Below are 26,269 nucleotides of genomic sequence, written 5' to 3'. Positions count from 1 at the left end.
AATTTTGGTAAAAGGAAAGAGTTTAACTTTATTTTATCTAGTCTTATCTTTTCATTTTCATAAAATATATCCATAATTGACTCAAAAATTCTTTCAAAAAGTAATTTTGATAGATTCTATTCAGAAAATAAATAAACAAAGTTATTTAATTAACTCGCTTATGCTTTTGCTGAATGCTCCTCCAAATACTTAATTGCTTGTCCTACGGTAGAAATATGTTCTGCTTGGTCATCTGGGATAGAAACATTAAATTCTTTCTCAAATTCCATAATAAGTTCTACTGTATCAAGAGAATCTGCTCCCAAATCATTTGTAAAACTTGCTTCAGGAGTTACTTCTGAAGGCTCAACTGCTAATTTCTCAACAATGATGTTTTGTACACGTGCTGCAATATCTGACATAATGTTTTGTCTTATTTAGTTTTGTAATGAGTAAACTGAATGCAAAGAAAAAGATTTATCTCAATAAAATCAAATCCTTAGACAAACTTTAAGAGAAAGTTAAGTCTTGAATCTGTTTTTACTCTAAAAAAGAGAGAAAATGACATTTTTTAGGGTTTTTAGAGAAAAGAATTTGAGAATAATCTTGATGTTTTACCAAAAAAAGATATAGACAGCATTAAAACTCTGTTCAATCAAAAAGTGCATCTAATAAAAACTTACTTTTTCTCTTTCTCCAAACCAATTTCAAGATTATCAAAGGACATAATATCTACAACGGATTGCATGGCTTCATCATAAAAAACAGTTACCGAATCACCAGCCTGCGTAATGGGTAATTCTTGTGAAACAGACGAAGAGGCTACAAAAAGTTTGTTTGGTTCGCTATTAAGAAGTAAATAATAAAAAGTTGTACCTCCGTTTACATCTTCTGCAACACGCATAACTCGTCCTTTTATTTTATTGAGTTTACTTTCACTTGTCGGACGAATAGCATTTCCTACACTATTCAACGAACTTTTATATTCACGAAGAGCTTCCTGCAAATTATCGGCTGCTCCCACAATCGTATAATCCTGTACAGAAACCAATGCCATCATTTTTATTAGTCCAGAATTGTCCTTCAATGACATCACATAAGTAGGAACACCATTGATATTATAGGTAATTGGAAACGAACTATAATACCCTTTTTCTTGTACTTTTCCTTCTGCCGAACGCTGTGCAGCATATTCTGTCGCTCCTGTTTGGCGATACCATTTAGCTTCTTTTGTGCGAGTGTCCACCAAAACAAAACCTACTGTTCCCTCATCTGCCCCTACGGAAGTCAAGCCTGTGTACCAATACGAACGATTATCTTCTCCATAAACAAGCGACATTCCAGGGGTAGTGGTTAGTTTGTCTTTATTAGAAAAATTGAAATAACCGTGTACAAACTCGCCCCAGTCATCTAGTTGAGTTTCGATAAAATCTTCGGGTTGAATACGGTCAATCCAAATAGGTGCATCAGCAATAGAATAATTTTGTATGTCACCACTTTGTGCATTTACTACGACTACACCAACAGCTTCATTTCCCAAAAAGCCAACTGTTTTTTTATATTGAGTAAGTACCCAAAATGGATTTCCCTCATCATCAATTTCAAAGGTAAAGTCAGCCAAACCTTTAGTCAAATATCCATTAAAATAAACATGTCTGTGCAAATCATCAAAAGCAAAAGCTGAAGTTTGGTATTTTAAATATACTTGTTTTCCGTTTACTTCTTGTACCAATTTCACATCACGCTCATTGGTTGCCGAAACCATCACATAACCTGGAGTTCCTTCCTTATTGGTAAGCCATTTCAAAAAACCCGAGTGCAAAAGAGGTGCAACCCAATAGAGTTTGTCTTTTACTTTTTGAATATGAAACTTCCCTAAATACGTCTGACTACCCAAAGAAGCTTTTTCTCCCATCACTTTATCGCCTAATCGCTGTGCTACTTGCTCATCAACAATTCGAATATTATCTGTTGAAACAGGAGCGACTTCACTAGCAAAACTTTCTCCTACCTCCAAATCTCCTATCAAATTTCGGTAATCATCAGCTCTAAAAAGTGACCACGAAACTATTGAAGACCAAATAATTGCATAAAAACCAGCAGCAACACCAATTCCCATAATAATTTTTAGAATAGGCTTGTCTTTTGGGTTGACAAAGTTTTTTCCAAAATACATTGTAAAAAATGGAATGCTAAAAAACATAAGTACTGTAGCGAGTTCTGAAAAGCCATAATTCAGAACAGGAAAACTCATATAAGAATAAATAAGAATGGCTACAAAGTATGCAATAGCCAAAAATCGAACAGGTAGTTTCATGGTGTTTTTATTAAAGTTCAAAAATGTCTTTTTCTTTACTTGAATGTAGTGATTTTTTGGGAGAAATGGAATTAGTAATACACAATTTTACAATTAGGAATTAGTTTTGTCAACTGTCTTATTTGTTTTTTTCTAATATCTACCAACTCTACATGTAATTCAGATAAATGAATCAATTTATTAAATTCAATAGGAAAGTAAGTAATATATGCTCCACTCAAATCTAAATATTCTAATTTTTGAAGAGTGAAAAACTCAATAGGCAAGTCTTCTATTGGATTTGAAAAACTGAAATAGGTAAGATTTTCTAAATTAGCAATTTCTTTAGGTAGATTAGTAATTGCAGCACTTCCTAAATTTAATTTTTCTAGCTGTATAATTGAGGTTATAATTTGAGGAAATTCAACAAAATGATTATACTCTAAATTCAGATGAGTAAGTTTTTTTAGAGATAAAATTTCGGAAGGAACTACAGAAATTTCATTATGACTTAAATCTAATACTTTTAGATTTTGAAGAGAAAAAACTGATTGAGGAATTTCTTCTAAATGGAAAAAATGAAGTCTTAACTGTTCTAAATTAGGAAAATATGGAATGTATTTTTCCATTTCTTGAGATTTTAGATCCCAATTAGTGCTTAATTCTAATGTTTTGAGCTGTTTTAATTCTTTCAAACTTTCAGGCAAAATACTGATTCTAGTACGATTGATTATCAAATATTTTAATCTTTTTAAATTTCCTATTTCTTCTGGCAGCTTTGAAATATGAAAACTTTTAATAATCAATACTTCTAAGTTTGTATAATTGAATACCTCTAAAGGAATTTGATTGACTTGCATATTATTATCAAATGCAAATGCTTTGCTTGTAGGTTTTAAATCTTCTACTTTCCGTACAAAATCATACTTTGGGTTTCCCAAACTATCATTTAAATAAAGGGTTTCATCTTCATTCATTACTGCGAATTGAGAAAATGCAGATACAGAAATTATAAAAAATAATGTCGTAAGTAGGTATTTCATAGTTGTTTTAAATCTCTATTTTTGAGATATCAATGCTCATTTGAATTTTTAAGAAACGATATAAATTTTAAACGTCCTTTTTTCTACCTTTGTTTTATCAATTCAAACTATTAAAAGAAAAAATAAAAGATGGATTTATTGCGTTTTGCCACAGCAGGAAGCGTCGACGACGGAAAAAGTACGCTCATAGGAAGACTTTTATACGATACAAAAAGCATTTTTGAAGACCAACTGACAGCCATTGAAGCAGCCAGCAAAAGAAGAGGAGAAGAATATGTAAATCTTGCACTGCTTACCGACGGACTTCGTGCCGAACGTGAACAAGGAATTACGATTGATGTGGCTTATCGGTATTTTGCTACGCCAACTCGTAAATTTATTTTGGCAGACTGTCCTGGTCATATTCAATACACTCGCAATATGGTAACGGGTGCTTCGACGGCACAACTTTTAGTTATTTTGATTGATGCTAGACAAAGAATAGTCGAACAAACTCGTCGTCATACTTTTATTGCTGAACTATTAGGAATCAAAAATTTGGTAGTCTGTATTAATAAAATGGATTTGGTAGAATATGATGAGAATATTTACGATAAAATAAAATCAGAGTTTCTCAGTTTTGTACGAAAGACACGCATTTCAGAAGTGAGTTTTATTCCAATTAGTGCATTGAAAGGCGATAATGTAGTAGAAAAATCAGAGAATATGAAATGGTATAAAGGAACAAGTTTTTTGTATCATTTAGAAAATGCGTATATCGGAAATACATGGGATTTTATAAATTCTCGTTTTGCTGTTCAGCATGTTATTCGTCCACAATCTAAGGAACAAGAATTACACGATTATAGAGGTTATGCAGGGGAAGTTTTGGGAGGCATTTTTAAGAAAGGCGATAAAATTACGGTTTTGCCTTCTGGGTTTTCTACAACAATTAAAAAACTAGACTCCTTTGATGGCGAACGAGAAAAAGCATTCCCTCCTCAAAATATAACGATGCTTTTGGAAGACGACATTGATATTAGCAGAGGCGATATGTTAGTAAAGGCAGACAACAAACCAAACATAGGACAAGATTTGGAAGTAATGATTTGCTGGCTAGGCGAACAAAAACTACAACCAAATGGAAAATATTTGTTACGACATACTACCCAAGAAACAAAAGCAATTTTGAAAGAAGTAGTCTATAAAACAGATATAAACACGCTGCACAGAACAGAAAATGACTTGAATATTGGTTTGAATGATATTGGAAGAATCAGAATCAGAACAGCAAAACCAATTTTTTATGATAGTTATTCCAAAAATAAACGTACAGGAAGTTTGATTTTGATAGACTTACAAACCCATGCGACAGTAGCTGCTGGAATGATTATTTAAAATAACTCAAAAGCTGAATAGCTTCCATTGCAGGTTTGACATCATGAACACGCAAAATTTTTGCTCCATTTTGAAGTGCTATTGTATTGAGAATTGTAGTTCCGTTTAAGGCTTCCAAAACAGGAATATCAAGGCGTTTGTAAATCATAGATTTTCTTGAAATTCCTGCTAAAATAGGTAGTTCTAAATTCTCAAAAACAGCTAAGTTTTTCAATAAAAAATAATTTTGGTCTATCGTTTTGGCAAATCCAAACCCTAAATCAAGAATAATTTCCTCTACTCCGTAGCTTTTTAGCGTAGTTATTCGGCTTTGAAAATAGGTCATCATTTCGGCAATGATATTTTCATAATCAGTTAGCGTTTTCATCGTTTGAGGCGTTCCTTTCATGTGCATCAAAATATAAGGCACATTCAAACTAGCCACCGTTTCGAACATTTGTCTATCCAAACTCCCACCCGAAACATCATTTATCAAATCAGCACCTGCATTTATAGCTTCTCTGGCTACTTTTGAGCGAAATGTATCAATAGAAATAATAGCATTTGGAAATTCTTTTTTTAATAAAATAAATTGGACTTGCCACTCTATTTATTTCTTCTTCAATGGAAATATCCTCAGCATCTGGACGAGTAGAATAACCTCCAATATCCAAAATGGTTGCGCCCTCTTCTAGCATTTGAGAGGCTTTTTGGAGAATTTGTTGGTCAGAATTAGTTTCTATTCTGTTACCTTCATAAAAAGAATCAGGTGTAACATTCAAAATTCCCATTACAATAGGTTTTTGTAAGGAAATGAGTTTGTTTTTTAGACGTAGAGTGGGAATATTTTTTTGCAAAGCTAAATGGAATTATAATCTAATTATAGTGTCTTTTTTTAATAACTTTAGTATTTGCTCACTATCTGTTATGTCATCATAAAAAATCCAATCTGAAATTGTCCCTTTAGGTTTACTATATCTTTTTTCTAATGCTGTTGTATTTCTATTTACAATTGAACTGTCATTTATATTATTCTTAATTTCTGTTATCAATTTATGAGCTTGATTATCATCAATTTCTTGCCAATCTATAATTTGAGCTATCGTTATTTCATCAATAAAACCTTCTAAATCTTTACTAATCCAATAATTTTGTAAATCATATTCATCAATTTTTATTGTAGAAATAGCATTGATTTCTTTTAATGTAAAATCTAAAGGAGTTTCTTTACTTTCAAACTTGAGTATTAGTTGTTTTATTTGGTGTCTTATAGTTTCCATATTTTTGTAAATTAAATCCAAAACTATTTATTCTTGGCTCTTATCTGATATTGGACTGTTAGGAAATATTGTGTAATATTACCAAATTTTATTCGGTGTAAATATCATTTTTTCCATAGAATTGGGTTTGCAAACCCAATTCTATGGAAAAAACAAAACTATATATTGTTGAAAAATGAGATAATCAAAATTATATTAGTATCCCTCCAAAATCCATTAAGAGCCAAAGTTTTATTTCAAATAACTCAAAAGCTGAATTGCTTCCATCGCAGGTTTGACATCATGAACACGTAAAATTTTCGCTCCATTTTGAAGTGCTATTGTATTGAGAATTGTAGTTCCGTTTAAGGCTTCCAAAACAGGAATATCAAGGCGTTTGTAAATCATAGATTTTCTTGAAATTCCTGCTAAAATAGGTAGTTCTAAATTCTCAAAAACAGCTAAGTTTTTCAATAAAAAATAATTTTGGTCTATCGTTTTGGCAAACCCAAAGCCTAAATCAAGGATAATTTCTTCTACTCCATAATTTTTCAAAGTCATTATTCGATTATGAAAATACGTCATCATTTCAGCAATGAGATTTTCATAATTGGTTAGTGTTTTCATTGTTTGGGGAGTTCCTCTCATGTGCATCAAAATGTAAGGCACTTTCAAACTAGCTACCGTTTCGAACATTTGTCTATCCAAACTCCCACCCGAAACATCATTTATCAAATCAGCACCTGCATGTATAGCTTCTCTAGCTACTTTTGAGCGAAATGTATCAATAGAAATAATAGCATTTGGAAATTCTTTTTTTATGGCTGAAATTGGATATACAACTCTATTTATTTCTTCTTCAATGGAAATATCTTCAGCATTTGGGCGAGTAGAATATCCTCCAATATCAAGAATAGTTGCGCCTTCTTCTAGCATTTGAGAGGCTTTTTTTAGAATTTGTTTGTCAGTATTTATTCTACTTCCTTCATAAAAAGAATCAGGTGTAACATTCAAAATTCCCATTACAATCGGTTTTTGTAATGAGATGAGTTTATCTTTTATGCGTAGGGTAGGAATTGTTTTTTGCAAAATCATTAAATGTATAACTTAATTGTAGTATCCTTTTGTAACAAATCTATTATTTTCTCATTTTCTGTTATATCATCATAAAAAATCCAATCTAAAATTGAGCCTTGTGGTTTGCTAATTAGTAAGACATTATTAACAAGTGATAGAATAAATTTTCACAACACCACTAAAATTATAAATAACCACAATGACAAGGCATCAAAAGACCTATTCTTTTGGTTTAGAATAGGTCTTTATTTGGATTAACTCATAATTTTCTTTTTCATGCGTTCGTATTCTTCATCTGTCAAGATTCCTTTTGATTTCAAATCATTGAGTTCAGCAATTTTGGCTTCTTTTAATGCCTCATCGTCTTCATTATTTTTTTCTTCTTCTTTATTAGACTCTTGCTCTTTTGTTTCTGTCGCTTTTTTAGGTGCATTGGGGTCAGTTTTCATTGCTGGCTCGCCATTTTTGCCTAAATCTGTTTTTACTTTTTCACCTTTTTCATTGGCTTCATTATTATTCATAGAATTTTTTGCCTTGTCTTTCATTTCGGCAGCATATTCTTTTCCTTGTTCAAACTTTTCTTTATAGAAACTCTTGAATTTTTCGGTATCAATATCAAATAAATCTCCTCCAGACTCAAAATGTTGAACAAAAACACTTCCGATAGCATACGTAGAAGCTCCTGATAAAACAACCATTGCGCCACCTCCCAAGAAAGAACCAATAATTGGAATTGTTTTGACAGCCGATGCTCCCATACGAACAAGTGTACCACCTGCAAGCATAGAAATAAGCGATTTTCCCATATTTTCACTCATCTCAAAACCGTATAGATTAGAAACTTGCTTCAACATTTCGTATTGCATTGCCGAAACTGCAATCGTGTCTAAAAAAGGAATTGGAATTGCTCCCATTCCCATAGACCATAAAACGTGTTTTTGAACGATACCTTCGGCTTGGGCTTTAGCTTGACTCATAATTTTTTGTGATTGATGATTTGATGAATAATTTTTCTATGAAATTTTATTTATTGTATAATAAATTCTTAACGGAATATAAGCAAATGAAGTTTTGAATAATTCTTATTTAAATAATTTTCTATTTTCTCTCAAATATTCTTTTGCTTCTTTCTTGGTGGAGTGTTTTCGGTCTGCGTGGTCTTTTATTTTTTCATAATAGCCTTTTGCAGCCATATAATCTTTTTCTATGTGAGCAATTTGACCTAAATAAGCCAAAGAGAACAAATAATATCCAGAGTCTTGTGCATCTGCACTTTCTCCAAATTCTACAGCTTTTTTGAGATATTTTTTTGCCTCATCATAATTTCTCAATGCTCTAAAATTATGCGAACCTAAGAAAAATGCTGCATAACGTCCGATTGTTCCCTCGTAACCAAAGGCATTTTGTTCGATAAGTTCTAAGGCTTTTTTAGATTCTTCGATAGTTTTATTTCCATCACCTGTTAGATATAAAAGCTTTAGATATTGGCGATGAAAAAAGGCGTTTTTTGGATAAATTTGATGTAAATATCCTGCTAAATTCAATGCTTTTTCTCTATACATTGGATCTTCTTTGGCTTCACTATCATAAATACGAATCAAAAAAGTTTGAGCTTCTGTTTTGGTATAAAATCCTTCTGCTGTTACTTCTTCTAATTGTTTTATTCCTTTTGCTTTGTCACCATCTTTGAAAAACCAAAAAATAGGTTTTAGCTCTCCATAATTTTCAGGAATCCATTCTACATAATAGTTATAAAGACCATCTCCAAAAAGCAGTTCTGGACTCAAATCGCCATATCCTCTAGCATCTTCTAAATAATTCAAGGCTCGTTTTCCTGCAATAGTGGCAGCCGTCCAATTCCTTCTATTTGATTCTAAACGTCCTTTGAAAGCATAAGCAGCCGATAAAAAAAAGGCAGCTTCTATTTGTTTGGGAGATTTTTTTTCAGCATCATCAAATATTTTTTCGGCATAAATAATAGTAGAATCCATGTATTTATTAAAAATTCCATCATAGGCTTTTTCGTCTTCATTAGGCATCATTTTCCAAAAATTACTCAACCCCATCAAAAAATAACCTAATGGATGTTCAGGATAACGCTTTTTTATCCATTGAAACTGACTTTCGGCACTTCTAAACTCAAAATTGTACATATCGTTTAGCCCTTGTGTAGCTTCAATTTGCATTGCCATACTTGTGATGAGCATTTCGACACTATCTGGATGAGGCAAATCTTGTGCTTTTGCAGTTTGATAAGTAAATGGATAAAATAAAAAAAATAAGAGAATGAGAATATAAGGTAAATTTTTCATTGCTTGATAGAATATTAGTGAGTGAGATGGGCATCTTGAAATAAATTGTTTTTACTTAAACTCTAAAAAAGTCTTTTAGATAAAGTAAAATCATTATTTATAACTACTCTAAATAACAAAACCATACCAAATAATAAAGTTAGAAGTCAGATTGTAAAAAGTTAGAGATGAATGTTATTTTGGGATAAATTGATTATTACACCTTCACTACTACACTACTAGGTTAATCGCACCAAATTTTGAATGTTTTTAGTATTTGCACAAGATAATCACAATAATTTCTTTAAAAAGAACTCATTTTAGTAGAATTACAAAACTTCTATGCTATTTTTACTCAAAAAAGCACAAAATAAGTTTGATTTCCGTTTAAATTCTCTAATTTTGCACATGATTTTATAGAATCCTCTTTTCAGAGGTAAATTTCTCAAAATCAATAGCTAACAACAGCACAAACAAATCATTAAATCAAAACTCATCAAAATAAAAATATTTTTATTTTGATGTATGTTAGATTTAGTCTAATTAGAATTTCAATTTACTTCAATACGAAGTAAGTTTATAATAAAAAATATTTCCATTTATTTTATTAAATAACTTTTTTGTTGTAATAAAATAAAGAAACAATCCTGCTACTCACTCTATTTTATGGGTTTCTTTGACGTATTTACTAGCGATATTGCCATTGACTTAGGCACAGCTAACACATTAATTATTCATAGAGGGAAAATCGTTGTAGATGAACCTTCTATTATTGCTCTTGACAAACGTACTGGAAAAGTAATGGCTATTGGAAGAAAAGCCATGCAAATGCACGAAAAAACTCACGAAGATATTCGCACTATTCGTCCTCTTCGGGATGGCGTAATTGCTGATTTTGATGCTGCTCAACAAATGATAAAAGGACTTATCAAGATGATAGAACGCAGTCGTTTTAATCTTTCTAACCGAATCGTAATTTGCATTCCTTCTGGTATTACAGAAGTAGAAAAACGTGCTGTAAAAGAATCTGCCGAACAAGCAGGTGCAAAACAAGTCTATATGATAAAAGAACCAATTGCAGCAGCGATTGGTATTGGTATTGATATTGAACAGCCTGTCGGTTCAATGATTGTAGATATTGGAGGTGGAACAACCGAAATTGCCGTTATTGCACTTTCAGGTATTGTTTGTGACCAATCTATACGTACAGCAGGTGACGTTTTCAACAAAGATATTTTAGATTATATGCGTCGTCAGCATAATCTTTTGATTGGAGAACGCTCGGCAGAACGTATCAAAATTGAAGTAGGAGCTGCTATGTCGGAGCTTGAAAATGCACCAGACGATTATGAAGTACGTGGACGAGATTTAATGACAGGTATTCCGAAAGTAGTAAAAGTATCGTATAGCGAGATTGCTTTTTCATTAGATAAATCTATTTCTAAGATTGAAGAGGCTGTTTTGAAAGCTCTTGAGATTACTCCTCCAGAATTAGCTGCTGATATTTATGAAAATGGTATTTATCTGACAGGTGGTGGTGCGCTTTTGCGTGGACTTGACAAACGTCTTTCTCTCAAAACAAAACTTCCTATTCATATTGCAGAAGACCCTTTACGTGCCGTAGTCCGTGGAACAGGGATTGCTCTCAATGATGTTGCTCGTTTTAAACCTGTTTTATTAGACTAATTCAATAAAGTTAGAGGTCAGAAGTATGAATTAAGAAGTAATATTCTAAAAATTGTACTTGGCTTCGCTGTTTTATCAAGTTTCATTCTCTGTGTTCTCTGAAACTCTGTGTTTAAAAATGATTATACAAAGTGAAAGAATTAATTAATTTTCTTTATCGGTTTCGTAATTTTTTGCTTTTTCTTTTACTAGAAGCAGTTTGTTTTTGGTTGATTGTAAATCACAATACATATCAACGAATTGTAGTACTTACTTCAGCGAGTTCGGTAGTCGGAACGAGTTTGAATATGCAAAACTGGATAGCTACTCGTTGGAACTTAAAAGATGAAAACGAACGACTTTTAGAAGAAAATGCAAAACTTCATTCACTTTTAGCTTCACAGATACGCAAAAATCAAGTTGAGGATACTCTTGCCTTCGATAAACTCTATCTAAACTTTAATCAAAAACAAAAGGATAGTTTGAGATTTGTTTCCTTGTCTGAAAAATTTGAAGATTTAGATTCACTCCAACTTTTATCTGTTTCTGAATATCAACTTATTCCTGCTAAAGTCATTAAGCATTCTTATTTATTAGAAAGAAATTTCTTGACAATCAATAAAGGAAGCAAACAAGGAATAAAAAAAGGAATGGGAGTAATTACAGGCTCTGGAATTGTAGGAAAAATAGAAGCTGTTTCTAGTAATTATGCAACGGTCAGAAGTATTCTACATATTGATTATCAAGTGGCTTCACAGATAAAACGCAATGGCGTAAATGCAACCACACAATGGGATGGAATAGATTATCGAAACTCAAATCTTTTATATACTTCTGCAAAGGATATAAAAGTAGGTGATACGGTAGTTACGAGTGTAGAAAATAATTTTTATCCAAAAGAATTTTTGGTTGGTTATATAGAAGAAGTTAATTTTACTTCTGCCAAGGGAAACTTTAATGAAGTACGTATGCGTTTGGCAACTGATTTTACAACACTTTCATATGTCTATATCATTGAAAATCAATACAAACCAGAAATTGATTCTTTAGAACAAGTTACGATAGAAAAGTAAAAAAATGAACCCAAGTACGATTACTCAAATTATAAGTTTTTTTATTTATTGGCTTCTTCAAGTGTTACTTTTCAGAAATGTAGCTCTTTTTGATACAGCTTTTTGTTTTGTCTATGTAGGCTTTTTGTTGTTACTTCCTATCGAAACAAGTCTTACAACACTTTTACTTTTGGGCTTTAGTATGGGATTAGCTGTAGATATTTTTTATGATACGGCTGGCGTTCATGCTGCAACAATGGTTATCATTGCTTTTATTCGTCCTTCTCTTTTGCAGTTTTTGCGACCTAGTGGAGGTTATGATAATGTAGAAAAGCCCACACTTTCCAAACTGGGGTTTAACTGGTTTGTCATCTATGGAGGAATTACCTTACTACTTCACCACGCTATTTTATTTTTGATACAAGGAAGTAATTTTTCACTTTGGATTTCTAACTTTTTTGTCATCTTAGCAAGTACAGTTTTGAGTTTGTTTGTACTTGTAATTGGACAATTTTTATTTTATAGAAATAGATAAAACATTGATTTTAATAAGAAACACCTAAAATTATTACTCTAGGTGTTTTTTTTTTGATTTGTAAAAATATCATATTTTTTAGTAATACTTATTTTCTATCAAATAATTTTTGACATAATCTTCTACTCCTTCTTCTAGTGTATGAAATTTTTTGGTGTAACCTGCACTTTTTAGTTTTTGCATATCAGCCTGTGTATAATATTGGTATTTATCACGAATATCAATAGGTGTATCTACAAAACCTATTTCAGGAATTTTGTCAAGAGCATAAAATGTATTTTTTACTAAATCTAAAAAAGTACGTGCTGTGCCACTTCCCAAATTATAAATAGCTGATTTAGGCTGTTGATTCATCAAAAACAAACATACTTCTATCAAATCTTTTACATAAACAAAATCACGAAGTTGTTCCCCATCTTTAAAATTAGGATTATGAGAACGGAAAAGGTTCATTTTTCCTGTTTTCAGAATCTGATGATAGGTATGAAAAATCACTGAAGCCATACGCCCTTTATGAAACTCATTAGGACCATATACATTAAAAAATTTTAAGCCAGCCCAAAAAGGAGGTGTTTTATCTTGTTCTAATGCCCAAATATCAAATTTTTGTTTTGATTCTCCATACGGATTGAGAGGCTTTAAAAGAGGAATTCGACTTTCATCATCTTCATAACCATATTCTCCTGCACCATACGTAGCAGCCGAAGACGCATACACCAATGGAATAGAATAATCAGAACACAACTTCCACATTTTTTTGCTATAATCAACATTCAAATGCTCAAAAATACTATAATCAAACTCCGTAGTATCTGTGCGTGCGCCAATATGAAAGATAAATTCTACGTCGATGTAATTTTCTTTCAACCAATCGAAGAATTCTTCACGTTCTATACGCTGATTAATTTGCTTTTCTGCTAAATTTTTGTTTTTTTCGATAAATGAAAAATCATCTACGGCGATGATATCACCATAACCAGCTTCTAAAAGACGACTAATTAATGCGCTACCAATAAAACCTGCTGCACCTGTTACTACAATCATTTGTATTATATTTTTGTATGTAGGACGAATTAGAACAAAATAAGTATCTATTTGACTATATTTTGCTTGTTTTGTCAGTTAATTTATCAATAAATAATAATTTATGTATTGCTCGTTTTTTATTAACTTTAAATAAACAAACGAAAATCAAAAATAAGGATACTAAACCTAATTTGAAAGCCATACAGCAAAGATTTTCATAGATACGTCGAATGAGAAACATTTTAAGTAGTAAAAACCAAAATAGGTACTTTGTTTGCTATTTTGATACTAACACCTCATTTGATAAAAAAGACCTACTAACAAACGAACTATAAATTTAGCCATTATTTTAATTGACTTTTATAGAATTTTAACGAGTTATTAGTAAAGTATTGATTTTTGGTGTATTTTTGAACAAGAAACTAAGACCTTATTATAAATATCACTCACGTATGCAATTGCTTTTTTACTCATTACTTTTAATTTTTAATTGGAGTTTTTTCACTTTACCTACCTCAAATTTACCTGTAAATACAGAAAGTAAGGTTGTGGAAATAACTGAAAAACCTCAATTTAAACTTACCGAACGCAGTACTCCAAATGGTTGTAAACAAGGAGGTTGTAGTTTTGATAGAGGCTATGTCAGTACCCGTTCTGCTGATTGGGTAGTAGTAGCTGTATATGTACAAACGAAAGCAGGTTACTGGCAGAAAAAAGAATATACAAGACAAGGAGCAGGGTTTATTGAACTCAAACTTTCTGATTGTAATTATACTGGAAATTATTATGCCTTTGCTTGTTTTCAAGATGATGGAACTTGCTCTTTTCCTGATACCTACAAAGTAGAAGAAATGCACAAACAAAAAGACCAAACACCAAAGTTTAAGGTCTTCAAAGTAGATAAATTGCCTTGTGAGGGTACTGATGTTGGTGCAAAAGCAGAAAAAGGATATGTTTATTCTCCAAATGGTGGGCAAGTAGAAATAACGCTCTTTATGGAGAAAAAAGATGGTTCTTGGAGAAAGAAAACGTACTTGTTCTTTGGAACTGGAATGATAGAACTGGATATGCAAGGCTGTGACCTAACTGGTAATTATAAGGCAACTATCAGATATGCAACCTAAAAAAGCTAGAAGTATAAAAAAAATTAGAAATCAATAACATTCAGAATTCTATATCGCTAAAAATAATAAAAAGTCATTTACAATCTATCTTCTGTAAATGACTTTTTTTGTTGCTTTTATTTTACTCTCAAAAGCATATCCATAAAATACCCTTTACAATCAGTATAAGACTCTACAAACTCAAAGCCTGCCTCTGTTGTAATTTCTTTCATTTGATTAGCACTGTATTTTTTAGAAATTTCAGTATGAATAGTTTCCCCCCACTCAAATTGTATTGTTTTATTTAATTTCTTTAAAATTATTTTTTGTTTGGCTGCACTTACAATATAACTTCTGACCTCGCCTGTTTCGGGCATATAAGTAGAGTAAAAATCAAACTTTTCGATATTAAAATTTGCATTTAATTCTCTATTTATTCTCTTTAAAAGGTTTAAATTGAATGCCTTAGTTACTCCAGTAGCATCATCATACGCCATTTTGATAACTTGTGGATGTTTTTTGAGGTCAAAACCCAAAAGTAAATAATCATCTGTGGTTAGATTATCAGCTAATTGTTTGAGGAAATTTAAACTTTGTTCGTTTCCAAAATTTCCAATATTCGAACCCAAAAAGAGAACAATATTTCTTGTAACTTCTTTTTTAGAAGATTCCTTTTTATTTTTTAATTGTGCTAATGCTTCAAAATATTCGCCTTTAATTCCTTCAAAATTAAGAGAAGGAATAGTTTTATTAAATCTTGTTTTTAATTGATGAAGTGCTTCTGCCGAAATATCAATAGGCAAATAAGAAAAAGGAAGAGTTCTTTCTACAAAATGAGAAAGTAAAACCTGTGTTTTGAGTCCGTCACCTGCTCCTAACTCTATTAGATTAAATGTTTGAGTATCTTTTGAAAACTGGTTGTATAGATTTTCTTTATATGATTCAAATATTTCATATTCACTACGAGTAAGATAATACTCTGGTAAATTCATAATGGATTGAAACAATTTACTACCTTCATCATCATAAAAATATTTAGAGGAAAGTTTTTTTGGAGTAGCTTCTAATCCTTCTAAAATATCTTTTTCGAAGGGAGAGAATTGATTTGTTAGTCCAGAGTTTAGAGTAGAAGAAGTCAAAATGATAGAGGTTTAGACAAAAAATAACGACATTAATTTTATACTTCTGCTAACTTATAGAATCAATTTTGGTTCACTTTTTAATTAAAAATTTGATTTACAAAATCTATTCATTCTTTTGGTTACTATTGTTCAAATATGTATTTTTGGAATACAGACTTTTTGAAAAAGTGTATATATTTGACTTTAACTCCCTCATTTTTGTTTCTAGTTTATGAAAAAAACTACTCTTCCGTTGGTATCATGGATTTTGGTTATTGTTATTTCGCTAAGTTTGGCGTATGATATTTTTTCACGCAAACAAACTTTTGACAAAACAACAGCCTTAGTAGAGCAATCAAATAAACGTTTGAGAGGTTTTTTTGGTCTTTATCAACAAGACAAAAATAAAATTGGATATTTCAAAACAAACTGGCAAAATGCACAAGGAGATTCATTAATACATCTTCAAAGTATGGAATATGCCTACGAAAAAAGTCAATCGTTGAGAGAACGTATTGATGCTTTTCGGCAAGAAATGATAGAATCAAATTCTAATTCAGCAACAAATAACGAAACACTTTTTTTATCTCAAAATGCTCAAGGTTTACTAAAAGATAGTCTTGAAACCTATCACGATGTTATTGCTAAAAAATGTAAGGATTGTGCATTAGGTTCTGATGCATATTCAGATGTAGAACTAGACTTTTGGAAATTAGAAACTACATTACCTTTGATTTGGAATACAGCCTTACTTAGCCTAGAAGCCAAAACGTGGCTCTTGCAACACCGAGTTATAGATTTTCACTCTAAGGAGTATCTAAACAAAGAAGTGATTAATTTTCCTTATAGTAATGGTAAACTATATGTAAAATCTGAATTCAGAGTAGTTGAAGAAGGAAAAACGTATAATTCACAAATTTTTTATGGAATGAGCGTACCGATGTTGTATAATTATTTATCTATGAAAACAGATTTTCAGAAAGTAATGGTTAATAATCAAGGAGAAGGGCGTGTTTTGTTTACAACTTGGACAAGTAGTTATGACGAATCAGGTGAGTTTCATAAAACTTGGGAAGGAGATATTTATATCGTAAAAGATTTTATGTTATTGGACAATTCTCTTCAGTTTAAAGATACAACTCTCAATGTAGAAGATGATTATATGCTAATAAGAGAAAGTTATTAATGTAATTCTTGACTTCCTTTATTCTACTTTTTATCTTTTTGTTTCTGTCTTTTGTACTCCCAAGGACAATTTAAACATATGTTTTTACAGCAATATCCTCTTTTTAAATGATACTGCTCTGTAAAAACCATCAATCCTTCGTCATTAAAATAATAATCTCCTTTTTCTATTGTAGGTAATGGTTTTTCGAACATGGTTACATTTTTTATTAAAATTGTTTAATAGAATTTGGTAGAAATTATTCTATAACTCCTTCAAATATTTTTCAAATTTTTCTTTATTTAGTACGATTTGCATTTCATCTTTCAAATCTAAAAGCTCAAAAACTAATTGTTCTTTATGACGATTAACTTTTATATTTGTTAGTTCGCCTTTTGGGTCATTAGGAGCGCAAAACTGACGATACAAAATTGCATCTTCTCCAAAGACAGTCATTTCTTTATACTCTTCTTGTAATTTCTTAATTTGAGAAAGTAGCGTTTCATTGATTACTCTTAATTGTTCTTCTGGGAGTGCATCAGTGTAATTTTCTGAATTATCAGCATTATATTCAAACTGAATCTGTAAAAGTTCATACAAATCTTCATTTTTATAGGCTTCTGTCAGACGACGCATGACATCATTTTTTTCTACTTTTCTTTTTTCATCTTGCTCCAAATCGGGATGTAAATCTTTTGCAAGACGAGTATAAAGAATACGCAAAGCTTGTGCAGTATCAAATGGTTTATTTTTTTTGTCCGAATGAAATACCACACGCTTTTTATTTCCTGTATCAAAATCTTCTATTCTAAATCCTCCATTTTCATCGTTGTCTGCATTTGGGTTGTCAGAGTCTTCATTTATATCAAAACGCTTTTTGTTTTTCTCTCTATTTTTTCGCCAATCAAAAAGTAAATCATTGACTGCTTCTGCAAATTCCTTAGCGACATCACTTGCTGAATTAAAGACATCAGTATCCAAATTTCGATTGTGTTTGACATACTTTTTATACATTTTGCGAGCAGGCTCAAAACGATACTGCTGTAAAAGTTGATGACTACGGTCTTCAATCAATTTTCTGATATGTTCTTTTTGTTTGAACGTAAAAAACTCTTTTTGATATGCTTCATCCAAGATACGCACAAACTCAAATTTTTGAGTAGCAATTCTATCAATAATAGGCATTAAATCTTTACGGACGTGATGACGAGCCTTTTCTATTTGGTTTCTAGTCGTACCAATATCCTTTTTGATGTACTGCAAACGCTGCATACGAAATTTATAAACACGTTCTGCGTGTGTGCTTTGCTTTTGTTTGTCGTCATCACTATTTCCATTTCTTGATTGTTTGGAAAGTGGAATGAGTACATTTTCTTTATTATTATTCTGTTTTTTGAATTTAGACAAATCTAAACTGCTAAAATCGTCTTTTGTATCGTTTTTCATATAAGTTTTATACCCAAATAGTAAGTTTAGCAAATAAACGGAATTTTTGAAGGTAGGGTTTTGATTTGAAAATTTTTGCACTATTAATTTTTCAGAAATTAGCTAAATGACTTTTTGGGAATTAAAATAAGTTAGTATACTACTAGACATTTTATTAATTACTGTATAGGTTACCTCGTAGAGCAGACCGTTTATAGTCAATCCTGCTTATTTTTAGTTTTATAGACGGTCTGCCCTCTGGGACTGACCTATTTATTTGAAAATCTCTAGTAGTATGTAAGTTAGTAATCAATTATTCGAAATCAATTTTTATGCTAATCTAATTGTTGTTTCGTCGTCGCCAAAATCATAAAAAACAAAGTCAATATGTTTTTGTATTTCAGATAAAAGCATTCCTATTTTTGACTTTTTATAAGGCGACCATTTTTTACATATTCTTACTTCATTTTCTATTTTTGCAATAAAAAAATAATCTGTCCCATCTAATCCAGCACCTCCTCTTTTAGAGACTTTAGCTTCTTTTACTGCATTGGTAATACTATCAACTAAATAATCTACTTCTTTTGCTTCAATATTTTTCCCTCTTTCCTTTAGTATTTGCGTTTTAATAGGTTTGTGTTTAAATGGAATATTTCTATCTACACTTGTTTTTACTATTTTTTCTTTATCTATTTTTAAATAAAACATATCTTCAAAAGAAGGCATAACAAACAAAGCTACTTCATTTTCATTCGGTAAATCTACCTCCATTCTATTGATTAGCTTTTCAACATGTTTACTTGTATTAACTTCTAAATACTCTGCGTTGTTGATAGCCTCTTTATAATCTTGATAAGATTTTTTCATCATCTCATCGTCGTAAAACTTACTATATGCTTCTCCAAGTCTTTTTTTATAATATTCTCTGTATTCTTCTAAATTCATAACTGAAATATTAGGTTAATTAAATTTTAATGAATTTAAGTAATTTTTTTCATTTTAAATGAATTTCAAAACAAACAAACTGTAGATACTCCAAAATTTCGTATCTTTTCGTTCTAAACTGAAAGCAACCAAATTATACCAAAATAGATTGTATGCCTAATTCTTCACTTGTTACTCGTGTCGCTTATATTACTGATTATTACAAAGAGTTTCGTCACAAACAGCTCTTGACAGATAGCCGAAAACTTGCCATTCCACACGATACTATATTTTTTGCCATAAAAGGAAAACGTCAAGACGGACATAATTTTATTACAAGTTTGTATAATAAAGGCGTTCGATATTTTATAATTGAAGATGAAGCAGCAGCTTTAAGGCATTTTAGAAATGAGGAAGAGGCAGAGGGAGCGCATTTTTTGCTTGTCAAAAACAGTATTCGTGCCTTACAAGAATTGGCTGCACATCACAGAAAACAGTTTAAACTTCCTGTTATCGGAATCACAGGGAGTAATGGAAAAACGATAATAAAAGAATGGTTGTCTCAGCTTTTGTCGGATAGTTTTCAAATTATCAAAAGTCCGAAAAGTTATAATTCTCAAATTGGTGTTCCTCTTTCAGTTTGGGAGCTTTCAGAAGAACATACACTTGCCATTTTTGAAGCAGGAATTTCTCAACCTGGGGAAATGGAATATTTAGAACCTATCATCCAGCCTAACATCGGAATTTTCACCAATTTAGGAAGCGCACATGATGAGGGTTTTGAAAGTCGAATAGAAAAAGCTACCGAAAAAGCAAAACTATTTGAGCATTGTAAATTCTTGATTTCAAGAGATATTTATTCAGCAGTCAATACAGCAATTCTTTATTTGAAGGAACGAAAAGGCGACCCTCATTTTTTTGGTTGGACTACTCAAGATGTTGCTATCTATCCTTCTGCTGTCGATATGCGCTATCTTGACCCGAATGTTGGAGGTGTAAATGTTGGATTATATGACCCTCATACTGACAAAAAACTCAATTTTTACTTGCCTTTTTCTAATCCTGCTCATGTAGAAAACTGTTTGCATTGTATTGTTACGATGCTACTTTTTGAGTATAAAGAAAAGGAAATTCAAGAAAAAATAAATAAGCTAAAAGCCGTAGAAATGCGTCTTGAACTCAAACAAGGTCTTTTTAATTGTAGCTTGATTGATGACACCTATAATAATGATTTTGCAGGACTAAATGTAGCCTTAGATTTTTTGTTACAACAAAGTAATAAGCCAAAACGAACAGTTATTTTGTCGGACATGCCAGAAGAAAATCAAAAAGGATTATATGAAAAGATATTTCAACTCTGCGCCAAAAAAGGAGTAGAACGTGTTATTGCTGTTGGAGAAAATATCAAAAGAACACTTATTCCAGATACAGAGACACTTATTGATGCAGAGTTTTTTGCCACCACAGAAGATTTTTTGAGTGATTTTGCTGATGGAGATATTCGTTTTGGCAATGAAGCCATTTTGATAAAAGGAGCAAGAAGATTTGAGTTTGAGAAAATTGTAGATGCGTTAGAGCTAAAAGTACACGGCACAAAACTAGAAATCAATCTCAATAACTTAGCGCATAATTTGGATTATTTCCGTTCACTTATTTCTCCTAGAACAAGAGTGATGGCAATGGTAAAAGCCTTTGGATATGGAAGTGGAACAAATTTCGAAATTGCTCATCTGTTGCAATATCATAGAGTAGATTATTTGGCTGTGGCGTATGTAGATGAAGGAATTGCACTCAGAAATGAAGGAATCAGAACACCAATTATGGTCATGAATCCGTCGGTAGATAGTTTTGAAAAAATGTTTGTTCATAACCTAGAACCCGAAATTTATAGTGTTGCAACACTCAAAAGATATGTAGAGTATGCAAAAGAAAAAACCTATCATTTGAATTTGGCAGAGTTTGGAGCAGATGTAAAAGATGTCTTCAAAATCCATTTGAAATTAGATACAGGAATGAGCCGTTTGGGTTTTGCTACTAATGACTTACCTATTTTATTAGATTTGATTCATTCGGTAGGAGAATCTTTAGAAGTGGCTAGTGTTTTTACGCACCTTGCAGCTTCAGACGATGAAACAATGGATGATTTTTCGAATCAGCAAATCAAAGAATTTGAAGAATGGGCTGCCGAATTGGAGAATCAATTAGGTTATTCTTTCCTTCGTCATGCCGTCAATTCAGCAGGAATTATTCGCTTCAAAAATGCACATTTTGAGATGGTACGTTTGGGTTTGGGATTGTATGGTGTTGATGCTTCCAAAAAAGCACAAGAATATTTATTGCCTATTAGTTCACTAAAAGCAACAATTTCACAAATAAAAGTAGTTCATCCAAGCGATAGTGTAGGCTATTCACGAAAAGGACGAGTAGAGCGTATCTCAAAAATTGCTACTATTGCGATTGGTTATGCTGACGGTTATGATAGGCGTTTTGGAAATGGAGTTGGGAAAGTTTATTTGCATGGAGAACTTGCGCCTACGATTGGAAATATTTGTATGGATATGTGTATGGTGGACGTAACCGAAATTGAAGATGCAAAAGAAGGCGATGAAGTAATTATTTTTGGAGAATATCCAACTGTTACAGACCTTGCTGATACCATAAATACCATTCCGTATGAGATTTTGACTAATGTAAGTGAGCGTGTGAAACGGATTTTTTATGCAGACTAAGAGGTCAGTTACCAGTAATCAGTTAATTTCTAATACACAATTTCATTATTCAAAGTTATGCTAAACCAAACAATAGTTTATATCATTTTTATTGCTTTTTTATTTGTTACTCAATTTTCTTTTGGGCAAGTTACTAACAATGAAAAATCGCTTCTAAAAGAACTGAAAGTCAAGACAAGAAAAACAGTTTATTATAAGTCTGAAGATACTACACAGTCTAAACCTAAACTATATTTAAAAAGTGATTATCATGAAGATAGAAGATTAAAAGAACATTATTTTTATGTCTTTTTTGATGTCGTAAAATACTCTCGTACTACCAACTATAAATATGATGATGATAAAAATTTGATAGAATCTACTACGTGGCAAAAAATTTTCAATGAAGGTGATAATGAATATCTTGCTATGTTTGGAGATGACCCAATTCATGAGCGAAGACTTTATACATACAATAAAAAAGGAAAATTGATAAAGAAACGAGAATATACTTTTGGTGAAAAAGAATTTGATGAGAGCAAACCCAATCAGACTATTACTTACACGTATGAAAAGGGAACATTAAAAGAAGAAGAAGGAAATTCGCATCGTAGAAATTCTAAACTTGGAGCATCTTCACAAGATTATATTACTACTTATTCTTATGACAAAAAGAAAAATCTAATTCAGAAAAAAACAGTTTTTATTACTCTTCCAAATAAACCAGAAACAATAATAGATTATAGTTATGACAAAAAAGGAAGTTTAGTAGAAGAAAAAGCTCAAAGTACTTCCTATGGAAATAGAGAGAATTATCACAAAAAATATGAATACAACAAAAAAGGACAAAAAATCAAAGAGTTGGTTTATAATTCTCAAAGTAAAGAGTGGGAAGAAGAAATATTTGAATATAATGACGCTGGTAATATTATTCCAAAAAATACAGAAAGTGATACCTATTATTTCTATCCAAATGGACTTATAAAAGGATATATTTGGAAGAGTGGAAATGAAGTTTTACACTTTGTTGATGAGTATGAATTTTATTAACTCAATAAAAAAGTGTCCACACACCAAAACATCCTACAAAATATAAAGTGTTAGGTTGCTTTGAAGACAAACTATTTTTTTATAAATCTACGCTATATTCTTTGGTTTTTGGTAAAAATTGAGTTGATTTATCAAACTTTCCGTTGCTATTTAAAAGGTACATTTTCTTGACTTTCTCTGTCAAATCGACGATTTTTTCAATACTTTCGTTGTATTCATTTATCATATTACGACTTACTCCAATTTGAATGCTACGAATATTGAGTTTTGCTCCTCGTAGTGTGCGTTCTGGATCCCATTGAACCAATATTTGAGCCTCTTTTATATTTCTGTCCGACTTACTAGCATCTGTATCTACGGCTAATTCAAGACATTTATCCCAGAAAGTTCTTGTAATATGAATTTCTAAGATTCGGTTTTGATTGGTTTTGCTTGCCCAGTTGCTGCGTTCCATAAGCCATAAAAAAGAAGGTTTTATCCAGCTCATTCGATTAAATGAAAACTCATTTCCAAATTTTTGTAATTGTATCGCTTCGTTAGCAATTTTATCATTATAGGCTTGATAGACAATGATTGTATCTTTATTAAAAGTAGCACGAATGGTTTTGTAGTTATCGATATTAGACATTTTCTGATTTTTTTAGAATAAATTGGTTTTTAATCAAAACTCTAATTTGTTGTTTTTAATTCAGAAAAGATAAAAAAAATCCTTCATTCAGCTTTCAATAAAAAACTAAATGAAGGATTTATAAAAATGTTCTAAATGATAAAACCAAAAACTATTTCACTTGCGCCCCAGTATTGACCATTTTTTCAGGACTTACAAAGATGAGTTTTCCATTTTCATTTTCTGCTAAAAGAATCATTCCCTGCGAAACAACCCCTCTCATTTTTCGTGGTGCAAGATTGGCAAGCCAACAAACCTGCTTTCCTATTATTTCTTCAGGAGAAAAATGTTCTGCAATTCCACTTGCTACCGTTATTTCTTTTCCTGCTACATCTAACGTAATTTTGAGAAGTTTATCGGCTTTTTTGATAGGTTCTGCATTTGTGATGGTCGCAACACGAATATCAATTTTAGAAAAATCTTCAAACTGAATTTCGGGTTGAATCTCTGCAATCGGATTTTTTTCATTAGTCACACGACCGTGTGCCTTTTCATTGAGTTTTTTTAATTCTTGCATTTTTCTAGCCTTATTATCTTCTAATTTCTTAACTTGACTTTCTACCAACTCATCTTCTATTTTTTCAAAAAGTAAGGTAGCTTTATTTACTTTTCCTTTTATTAGGTTAAAATTTCCTGCTAAATCCCAAATTGAACCTTCTTTAGATTCTAATTTTAAATTCAACATTTGAGCAATTTTATCAGAAGTTTCAGGCAAAAATGGACGCATCAAAACTGATAAATTAGCGGTCAGTTCTGCACTAATTTTCATAATTTGTTCTACTTGCTGTGGCTCTGTTTTTTGTAATTTCCAAGGTTCTGTTGTGGCAAGATATTTATTTCCAATTCGTGCCAATTCCATTACTTCATACAAACCTTCTCTAAAATTAAAGCTCTCTAAATTCTGACTTACTTTTTCAGTCTGCGTTTTGATTCCTTCTAAAGTTTCTTTATCAAAATCTGTCAAATCTTTTTCAGTTGATAAATCAATATTCGGAACAGTTCCTTCATAATATTTATTTATCAAAACAACAGTACGATTTACAAAATTACCTAATGTATCAACTAATTCATTATTGATTCTTGACTGAAAAGTTGCCCACGTAAACTCACTATCTTTTGTTTCTGGTGCAATGGAAGTCAAGACGTAACGCAATTCATCTTTTTTGGTAGGAAATTCTTCTACATATTCGTTGAGCCAAACAGCCCATTCTCTTGACGTAGAAATTTTATCGCCTTCTAAATTCAAAAAGTTGTTAGCAGGAACATTTTCAGGCAAAATATAATCTCCATGCGCTTTCAAAATGATAGGGAAAATTAGACAATGAAAAACAATATTATCTTTTCCAATAAAATGAATAAGACGAGAATTATCAGATTCATCTTTTTGTTTTAACCAATACTTTTTCCAATCATTATTTGTATCTCTTGCCCATTGTTTTGTAGCCGAAATATAGCCAATAGGAGCATCAAGCCAAACATAAAGCACTTTTCCATCAGCATCTTCTTCTTTTGAAAGAGGAACAGGAACACCCCAATCCAAATCTCGTGTCATCGAACGCTCATGCAAACCTTGTTCTATCCAAGATTTACATTGCCCATAAACACTTGTACGCCACTCGTCTTTTTTGTCTTCCAAAATCCATTCTCTGAGCCAAGTATCATAATTTTGTAAAGGCAAAAACCAATGAGAAGTAGATTTCAAAACAGGTTTTTCGCCACTCAATGCTGATTTTGGATTGATTAATTCTGTCGGACTTAACGTAGAACCACATTTTTCGCATTGGTCGCCAAAAGCATTATCATTCTGACAATTCGGACATGTTCCTACAATATATCTATCAGCCAAAAACTGCTCAAATTTTTCATCGTAAAACTGTTCGTTGGTTTGTTTTGTAAAAACTCCCTTATTATATAGAGTCTTAAAAAATTCTTGTGCTGTTTCTTTGTGTAAATCTGTAGATGTGCGATGATAAATATCAAATTCTATCCCAAAATCTTTGAAAGAATTTTTGAGAAGGGTATCATATTTATCAATAATTTCTTTTGGTGTAATTCCTTCTTTTTTGGCTCTAAGCGTAATGGCTGCTCCATGTTCATCACTTCCACACACAAAAACAACATCGTGATTTTTCATTCGAAGGTAGCGCACATACGTATCTGCTGGCAAATATGCACCTGCAATGTGTCCGATATGAAGTCCACCATTGGCATACGGAAGGGCAGCCGTAACGGTAGTTCTGTTGAAGTCTTGTGAAGTTTTGATAGAAGTCGACATAGAATAGTTGTATATATTTTCAGAACTGAAAAAACAGTTTAATAAATAGCGTTTTAAATGAATTGAAATTAGTATGCAAATTTAGGAAAAATGTAAACCGAATAATAGCTGCAAGGATTAAAACTTTATTATTTTCAAAAAGTATAAGAGTTATAGGATTTTTGAATTAAACAGAAAGTGAAAATTTTATTAAAAGCAAAAAAACATTCCAATTAAATAGCACTATAAAAGGTATTTATATGATTAAACTGC

General features: G+C 31.5%; 24 protein-coding genes. 8 read left to right on the top strand and 16 right to left on the bottom strand.

The annotated features are described in order from the left end of the window. Positions 1-158 precede the first annotated feature (158 nt). From ACE193_RS14520 to ACE193_RS14510, 3 genes are all read right to left on the bottom strand, one after another. Positions 159-401, bottom strand: coding sequence for an acyl carrier protein (locus ACE193_RS14520; protein WP_338793958.1), 243 nt, complete (start codon positions 399-401; stop codon positions 159-161). A gap of 257 nt (positions 402-658) precedes the next feature. Continuing rightward, positions 659-2,296, bottom strand: coding sequence for a hypothetical protein (locus ACE193_RS14515; RefSeq protein WP_375558942.1), 1,638 nt, complete (start codon positions 2,294-2,296; stop codon positions 659-661). Between the two features lie 71 nt (positions 2,297-2,367). Beyond that, on the bottom strand, positions 2,368-3,318 hold the full coding sequence (locus ACE193_RS14510) for a leucine-rich repeat domain-containing protein (RefSeq protein ID WP_375558941.1): 951 nt from the start codon (positions 3,316-3,318) through the stop codon (positions 2,368-2,370). A gap of 129 nt (positions 3,319-3,447) precedes the next feature. Between ACE193_RS14510 and ACE193_RS14505 the strand changes: the two genes are divergently transcribed. After that, positions 3,448-4,695: a sulfate adenylyltransferase subunit 1 gene (locus ACE193_RS14505; RefSeq protein WP_375558940.1), complete on the top strand. Its 1,248-nt coding sequence runs from the start codon at positions 3,448-3,450 to the stop codon at positions 4,693-4,695. Here the strand turns inward: ACE193_RS14505 and folP (ACE193_RS14500) are convergent. The 6 genes from folP (ACE193_RS14500) to ACE193_RS14475 form a co-directional block, all read right to left on the bottom strand. Then, positions 4,688-5,224 (bottom strand): dihydropteroate synthase, encoded by a 537-nt coding sequence (gene folP / locus ACE193_RS14500; RefSeq protein ID WP_375563362.1) that lies wholly within the window; start codon positions 5,222-5,224, stop codon positions 4,688-4,690. The two genes, ACE193_RS14505 and folP (ACE193_RS14500), sit on opposite strands and share 8 nt — an antisense overlap. After that, entirely contained in the window at positions 5,220-5,531 is a 312-nt protein-coding gene (locus tag ACE193_RS14495; RefSeq protein WP_375558939.1) for a dihydropteroate synthase, read from the bottom strand. Before ACE193_RS14495 ends, folP (ACE193_RS14500) begins: the two co-directional genes overlap by 5 nt. A 12-nt stretch (positions 5,532-5,543) precedes the next feature. Next, positions 5,544-5,954 carry a hypothetical protein gene (locus ACE193_RS14490; protein ID WP_375558938.1) on the bottom strand — a complete coding sequence of 137 codons (411 nt, stop codon included), beginning with the start codon at positions 5,952-5,954 and terminating at the stop codon, positions 5,544-5,546. Positions 5,955-6,185: 231 nt separating this feature from the next. Continuing rightward, a complete protein-coding gene (gene folP, locus ACE193_RS14485) occupies positions 6,186-7,028 on the bottom strand; it encodes a dihydropteroate synthase (RefSeq protein WP_375558937.1) in 843 nt (280 codons plus the stop codon). Between the two features lie 236 nt (positions 7,029-7,264). Then, on the bottom strand, positions 7,265-7,987 hold the full coding sequence (locus ACE193_RS14480; RefSeq protein ID WP_375558936.1) for a DUF697 domain-containing protein: 723 nt from the start codon (positions 7,985-7,987) through the stop codon (positions 7,265-7,267). Between the two features lie 105 nt (positions 7,988-8,092). After that, positions 8,093-9,322 (bottom strand): tetratricopeptide repeat protein, encoded by a 1,230-nt coding sequence (locus ACE193_RS14475; RefSeq protein WP_375558935.1) that lies wholly within the window; start codon positions 9,320-9,322, stop codon positions 8,093-8,095. A gap of 645 nt (positions 9,323-9,967) precedes the next feature. Here ACE193_RS14475 and ACE193_RS14470 point away from each other — a divergent pair. The 3 genes from ACE193_RS14470 to ACE193_RS14460 all read left to right on the top strand — a co-directional run bounded on the left by ACE193_RS14470 (position 9,968) and on the right by ACE193_RS14460 (position 12,553). Further along, positions 9,968-10,987, top strand: coding sequence for a rod shape-determining protein (locus ACE193_RS14470; RefSeq protein ID WP_375558934.1), 1,020 nt, complete (start codon positions 9,968-9,970; stop codon positions 10,985-10,987). A 131-nt stretch (positions 10,988-11,118) separates the two neighbouring features. Continuing rightward, positions 11,119-12,039, top strand: a complete 921-nt coding sequence (mreC, locus tag ACE193_RS14465) for a rod shape-determining protein MreC (RefSeq protein WP_375558933.1) — start codon at positions 11,119-11,121, stop codon at positions 12,037-12,039. 4 nt (positions 12,040-12,043) lie between these two features. Beyond that, the gene (locus ACE193_RS14460; protein WP_375558932.1) at positions 12,044-12,553 is read left to right on the top strand and encodes a Rod shape-determining protein MreD; all 510 of its coding nucleotides are present in this window, start codon (positions 12,044-12,046) and stop codon (positions 12,551-12,553) included. A 78-nt stretch (positions 12,554-12,631) separates the two neighbouring features. Here ACE193_RS14460 and rfaD read toward each other — a convergent pair whose 3' ends face one another. Next, a complete protein-coding gene (gene rfaD, locus ACE193_RS14455; RefSeq protein WP_375558931.1) occupies positions 12,632-13,597 on the bottom strand; it encodes an ADP-glyceromanno-heptose 6-epimerase in 966 nt (321 codons plus the stop codon). Positions 13,598-14,031: 434 nt separating this feature from the next. Here rfaD and ACE193_RS14450 point away from each other — a divergent pair, with 434 nt between their 5' ends. Then, positions 14,032-14,703, top strand: a complete 672-nt coding sequence (locus ACE193_RS14450) for a hypothetical protein (RefSeq protein ID WP_375558930.1) — start codon at positions 14,032-14,034, stop codon at positions 14,701-14,703. A 116-nt stretch (positions 14,704-14,819) separates the two neighbouring features. On the opposite strand, the gene egtD is transcribed toward ACE193_RS14450, so the two are convergent. Continuing rightward, positions 14,820-15,821, bottom strand: a complete 1,002-nt coding sequence (gene egtD, locus ACE193_RS14445; RefSeq protein WP_375558929.1) for an L-histidine N(alpha)-methyltransferase — start codon at positions 15,819-15,821, stop codon at positions 14,820-14,822. 214 nt (positions 15,822-16,035) lie between these two features. Here egtD and ACE193_RS14440 point away from each other — a divergent pair, with 214 nt between their 5' ends. Then, positions 16,036-16,989, top strand: a complete 954-nt coding sequence (locus ACE193_RS14440) for a hypothetical protein (RefSeq protein ID WP_375558928.1) — start codon at positions 16,036-16,038, stop codon at positions 16,987-16,989. 23 nt (positions 16,990-17,012) lie between these two features. Here the strand turns inward: ACE193_RS14440 and ACE193_RS14435 are convergent, their stop codons facing one another. The 3 genes from ACE193_RS14435 to ACE193_RS14425 all read right to left on the bottom strand — a co-directional run bounded on the left by ACE193_RS14435 (position 17,013) and on the right by ACE193_RS14425 (position 19,338). Further along, a complete protein-coding gene (locus ACE193_RS14435; protein ID WP_375558927.1) occupies positions 17,013-17,183 on the bottom strand; it encodes a DUF5522 domain-containing protein in 171 nt (56 codons plus the stop codon). Positions 17,184-17,232: 49 nt separating this feature from the next. Then, on the bottom strand, positions 17,233-18,414 hold the full coding sequence (locus ACE193_RS14430; RefSeq protein ID WP_375558926.1) for a hypothetical protein: 1,182 nt from the start codon (positions 18,412-18,414) through the stop codon (positions 17,233-17,235). Positions 18,415-18,723: 309 nt separating this feature from the next. Next, the gene (locus ACE193_RS14425) at positions 18,724-19,338 is read right to left on the bottom strand and encodes a hypothetical protein (RefSeq protein ID WP_375558925.1); all 615 of its coding nucleotides are present in this window, start codon (positions 19,336-19,338) and stop codon (positions 18,724-18,726) included. 152 nt (positions 19,339-19,490) lie between these two features. Between ACE193_RS14425 and ACE193_RS14420 the strand changes: the two genes are divergently transcribed. Next, the gene (locus ACE193_RS14420) at positions 19,491-22,046 is read left to right on the top strand and encodes a bifunctional UDP-N-acetylmuramoyl-tripeptide:D-alanyl-D-alanine ligase/alanine racemase (protein ID WP_375558924.1); all 2,556 of its coding nucleotides are present in this window, start codon (positions 19,491-19,493) and stop codon (positions 22,044-22,046) included. A 57-nt stretch (positions 22,047-22,103) separates the two neighbouring features. Continuing rightward, positions 22,104-23,075, top strand: a complete 972-nt coding sequence (locus ACE193_RS14415; protein ID WP_375558923.1) for a hypothetical protein — start codon at positions 22,104-22,106, stop codon at positions 23,073-23,075. 79 nt (positions 23,076-23,154) lie between these two features. Here the strand turns inward: ACE193_RS14415 and ACE193_RS14410 are convergent, their stop codons facing one another. Then, positions 23,155-23,703 (bottom strand): DUF4291 domain-containing protein, encoded by a 549-nt coding sequence (locus ACE193_RS14410; protein WP_375558922.1) that lies wholly within the window; start codon positions 23,701-23,703, stop codon positions 23,155-23,157. Positions 23,704-23,854: 151 nt separating this feature from the next. Further along, positions 23,855-26,017: a methionine--tRNA ligase gene (gene metG, locus ACE193_RS14405; RefSeq protein ID WP_375558921.1), complete on the bottom strand. Its 2,163-nt coding sequence runs from the start codon at positions 26,015-26,017 to the stop codon at positions 23,855-23,857. Positions 26,018-26,269: the final 252 nt, after the last annotated feature.

This window comes from Bernardetia aquimarina, assembly GCF_042180575.1.
Taxonomy (GTDB): domain Bacteria; phylum Bacteroidota; class Bacteroidia; order Cytophagales; family Bernardetiaceae; genus Bernardetia.
The sequence above is the reverse complement of the archived record's forward strand: the minus strand, read 5'-3'. Positions and strand labels throughout refer to the sequence as shown.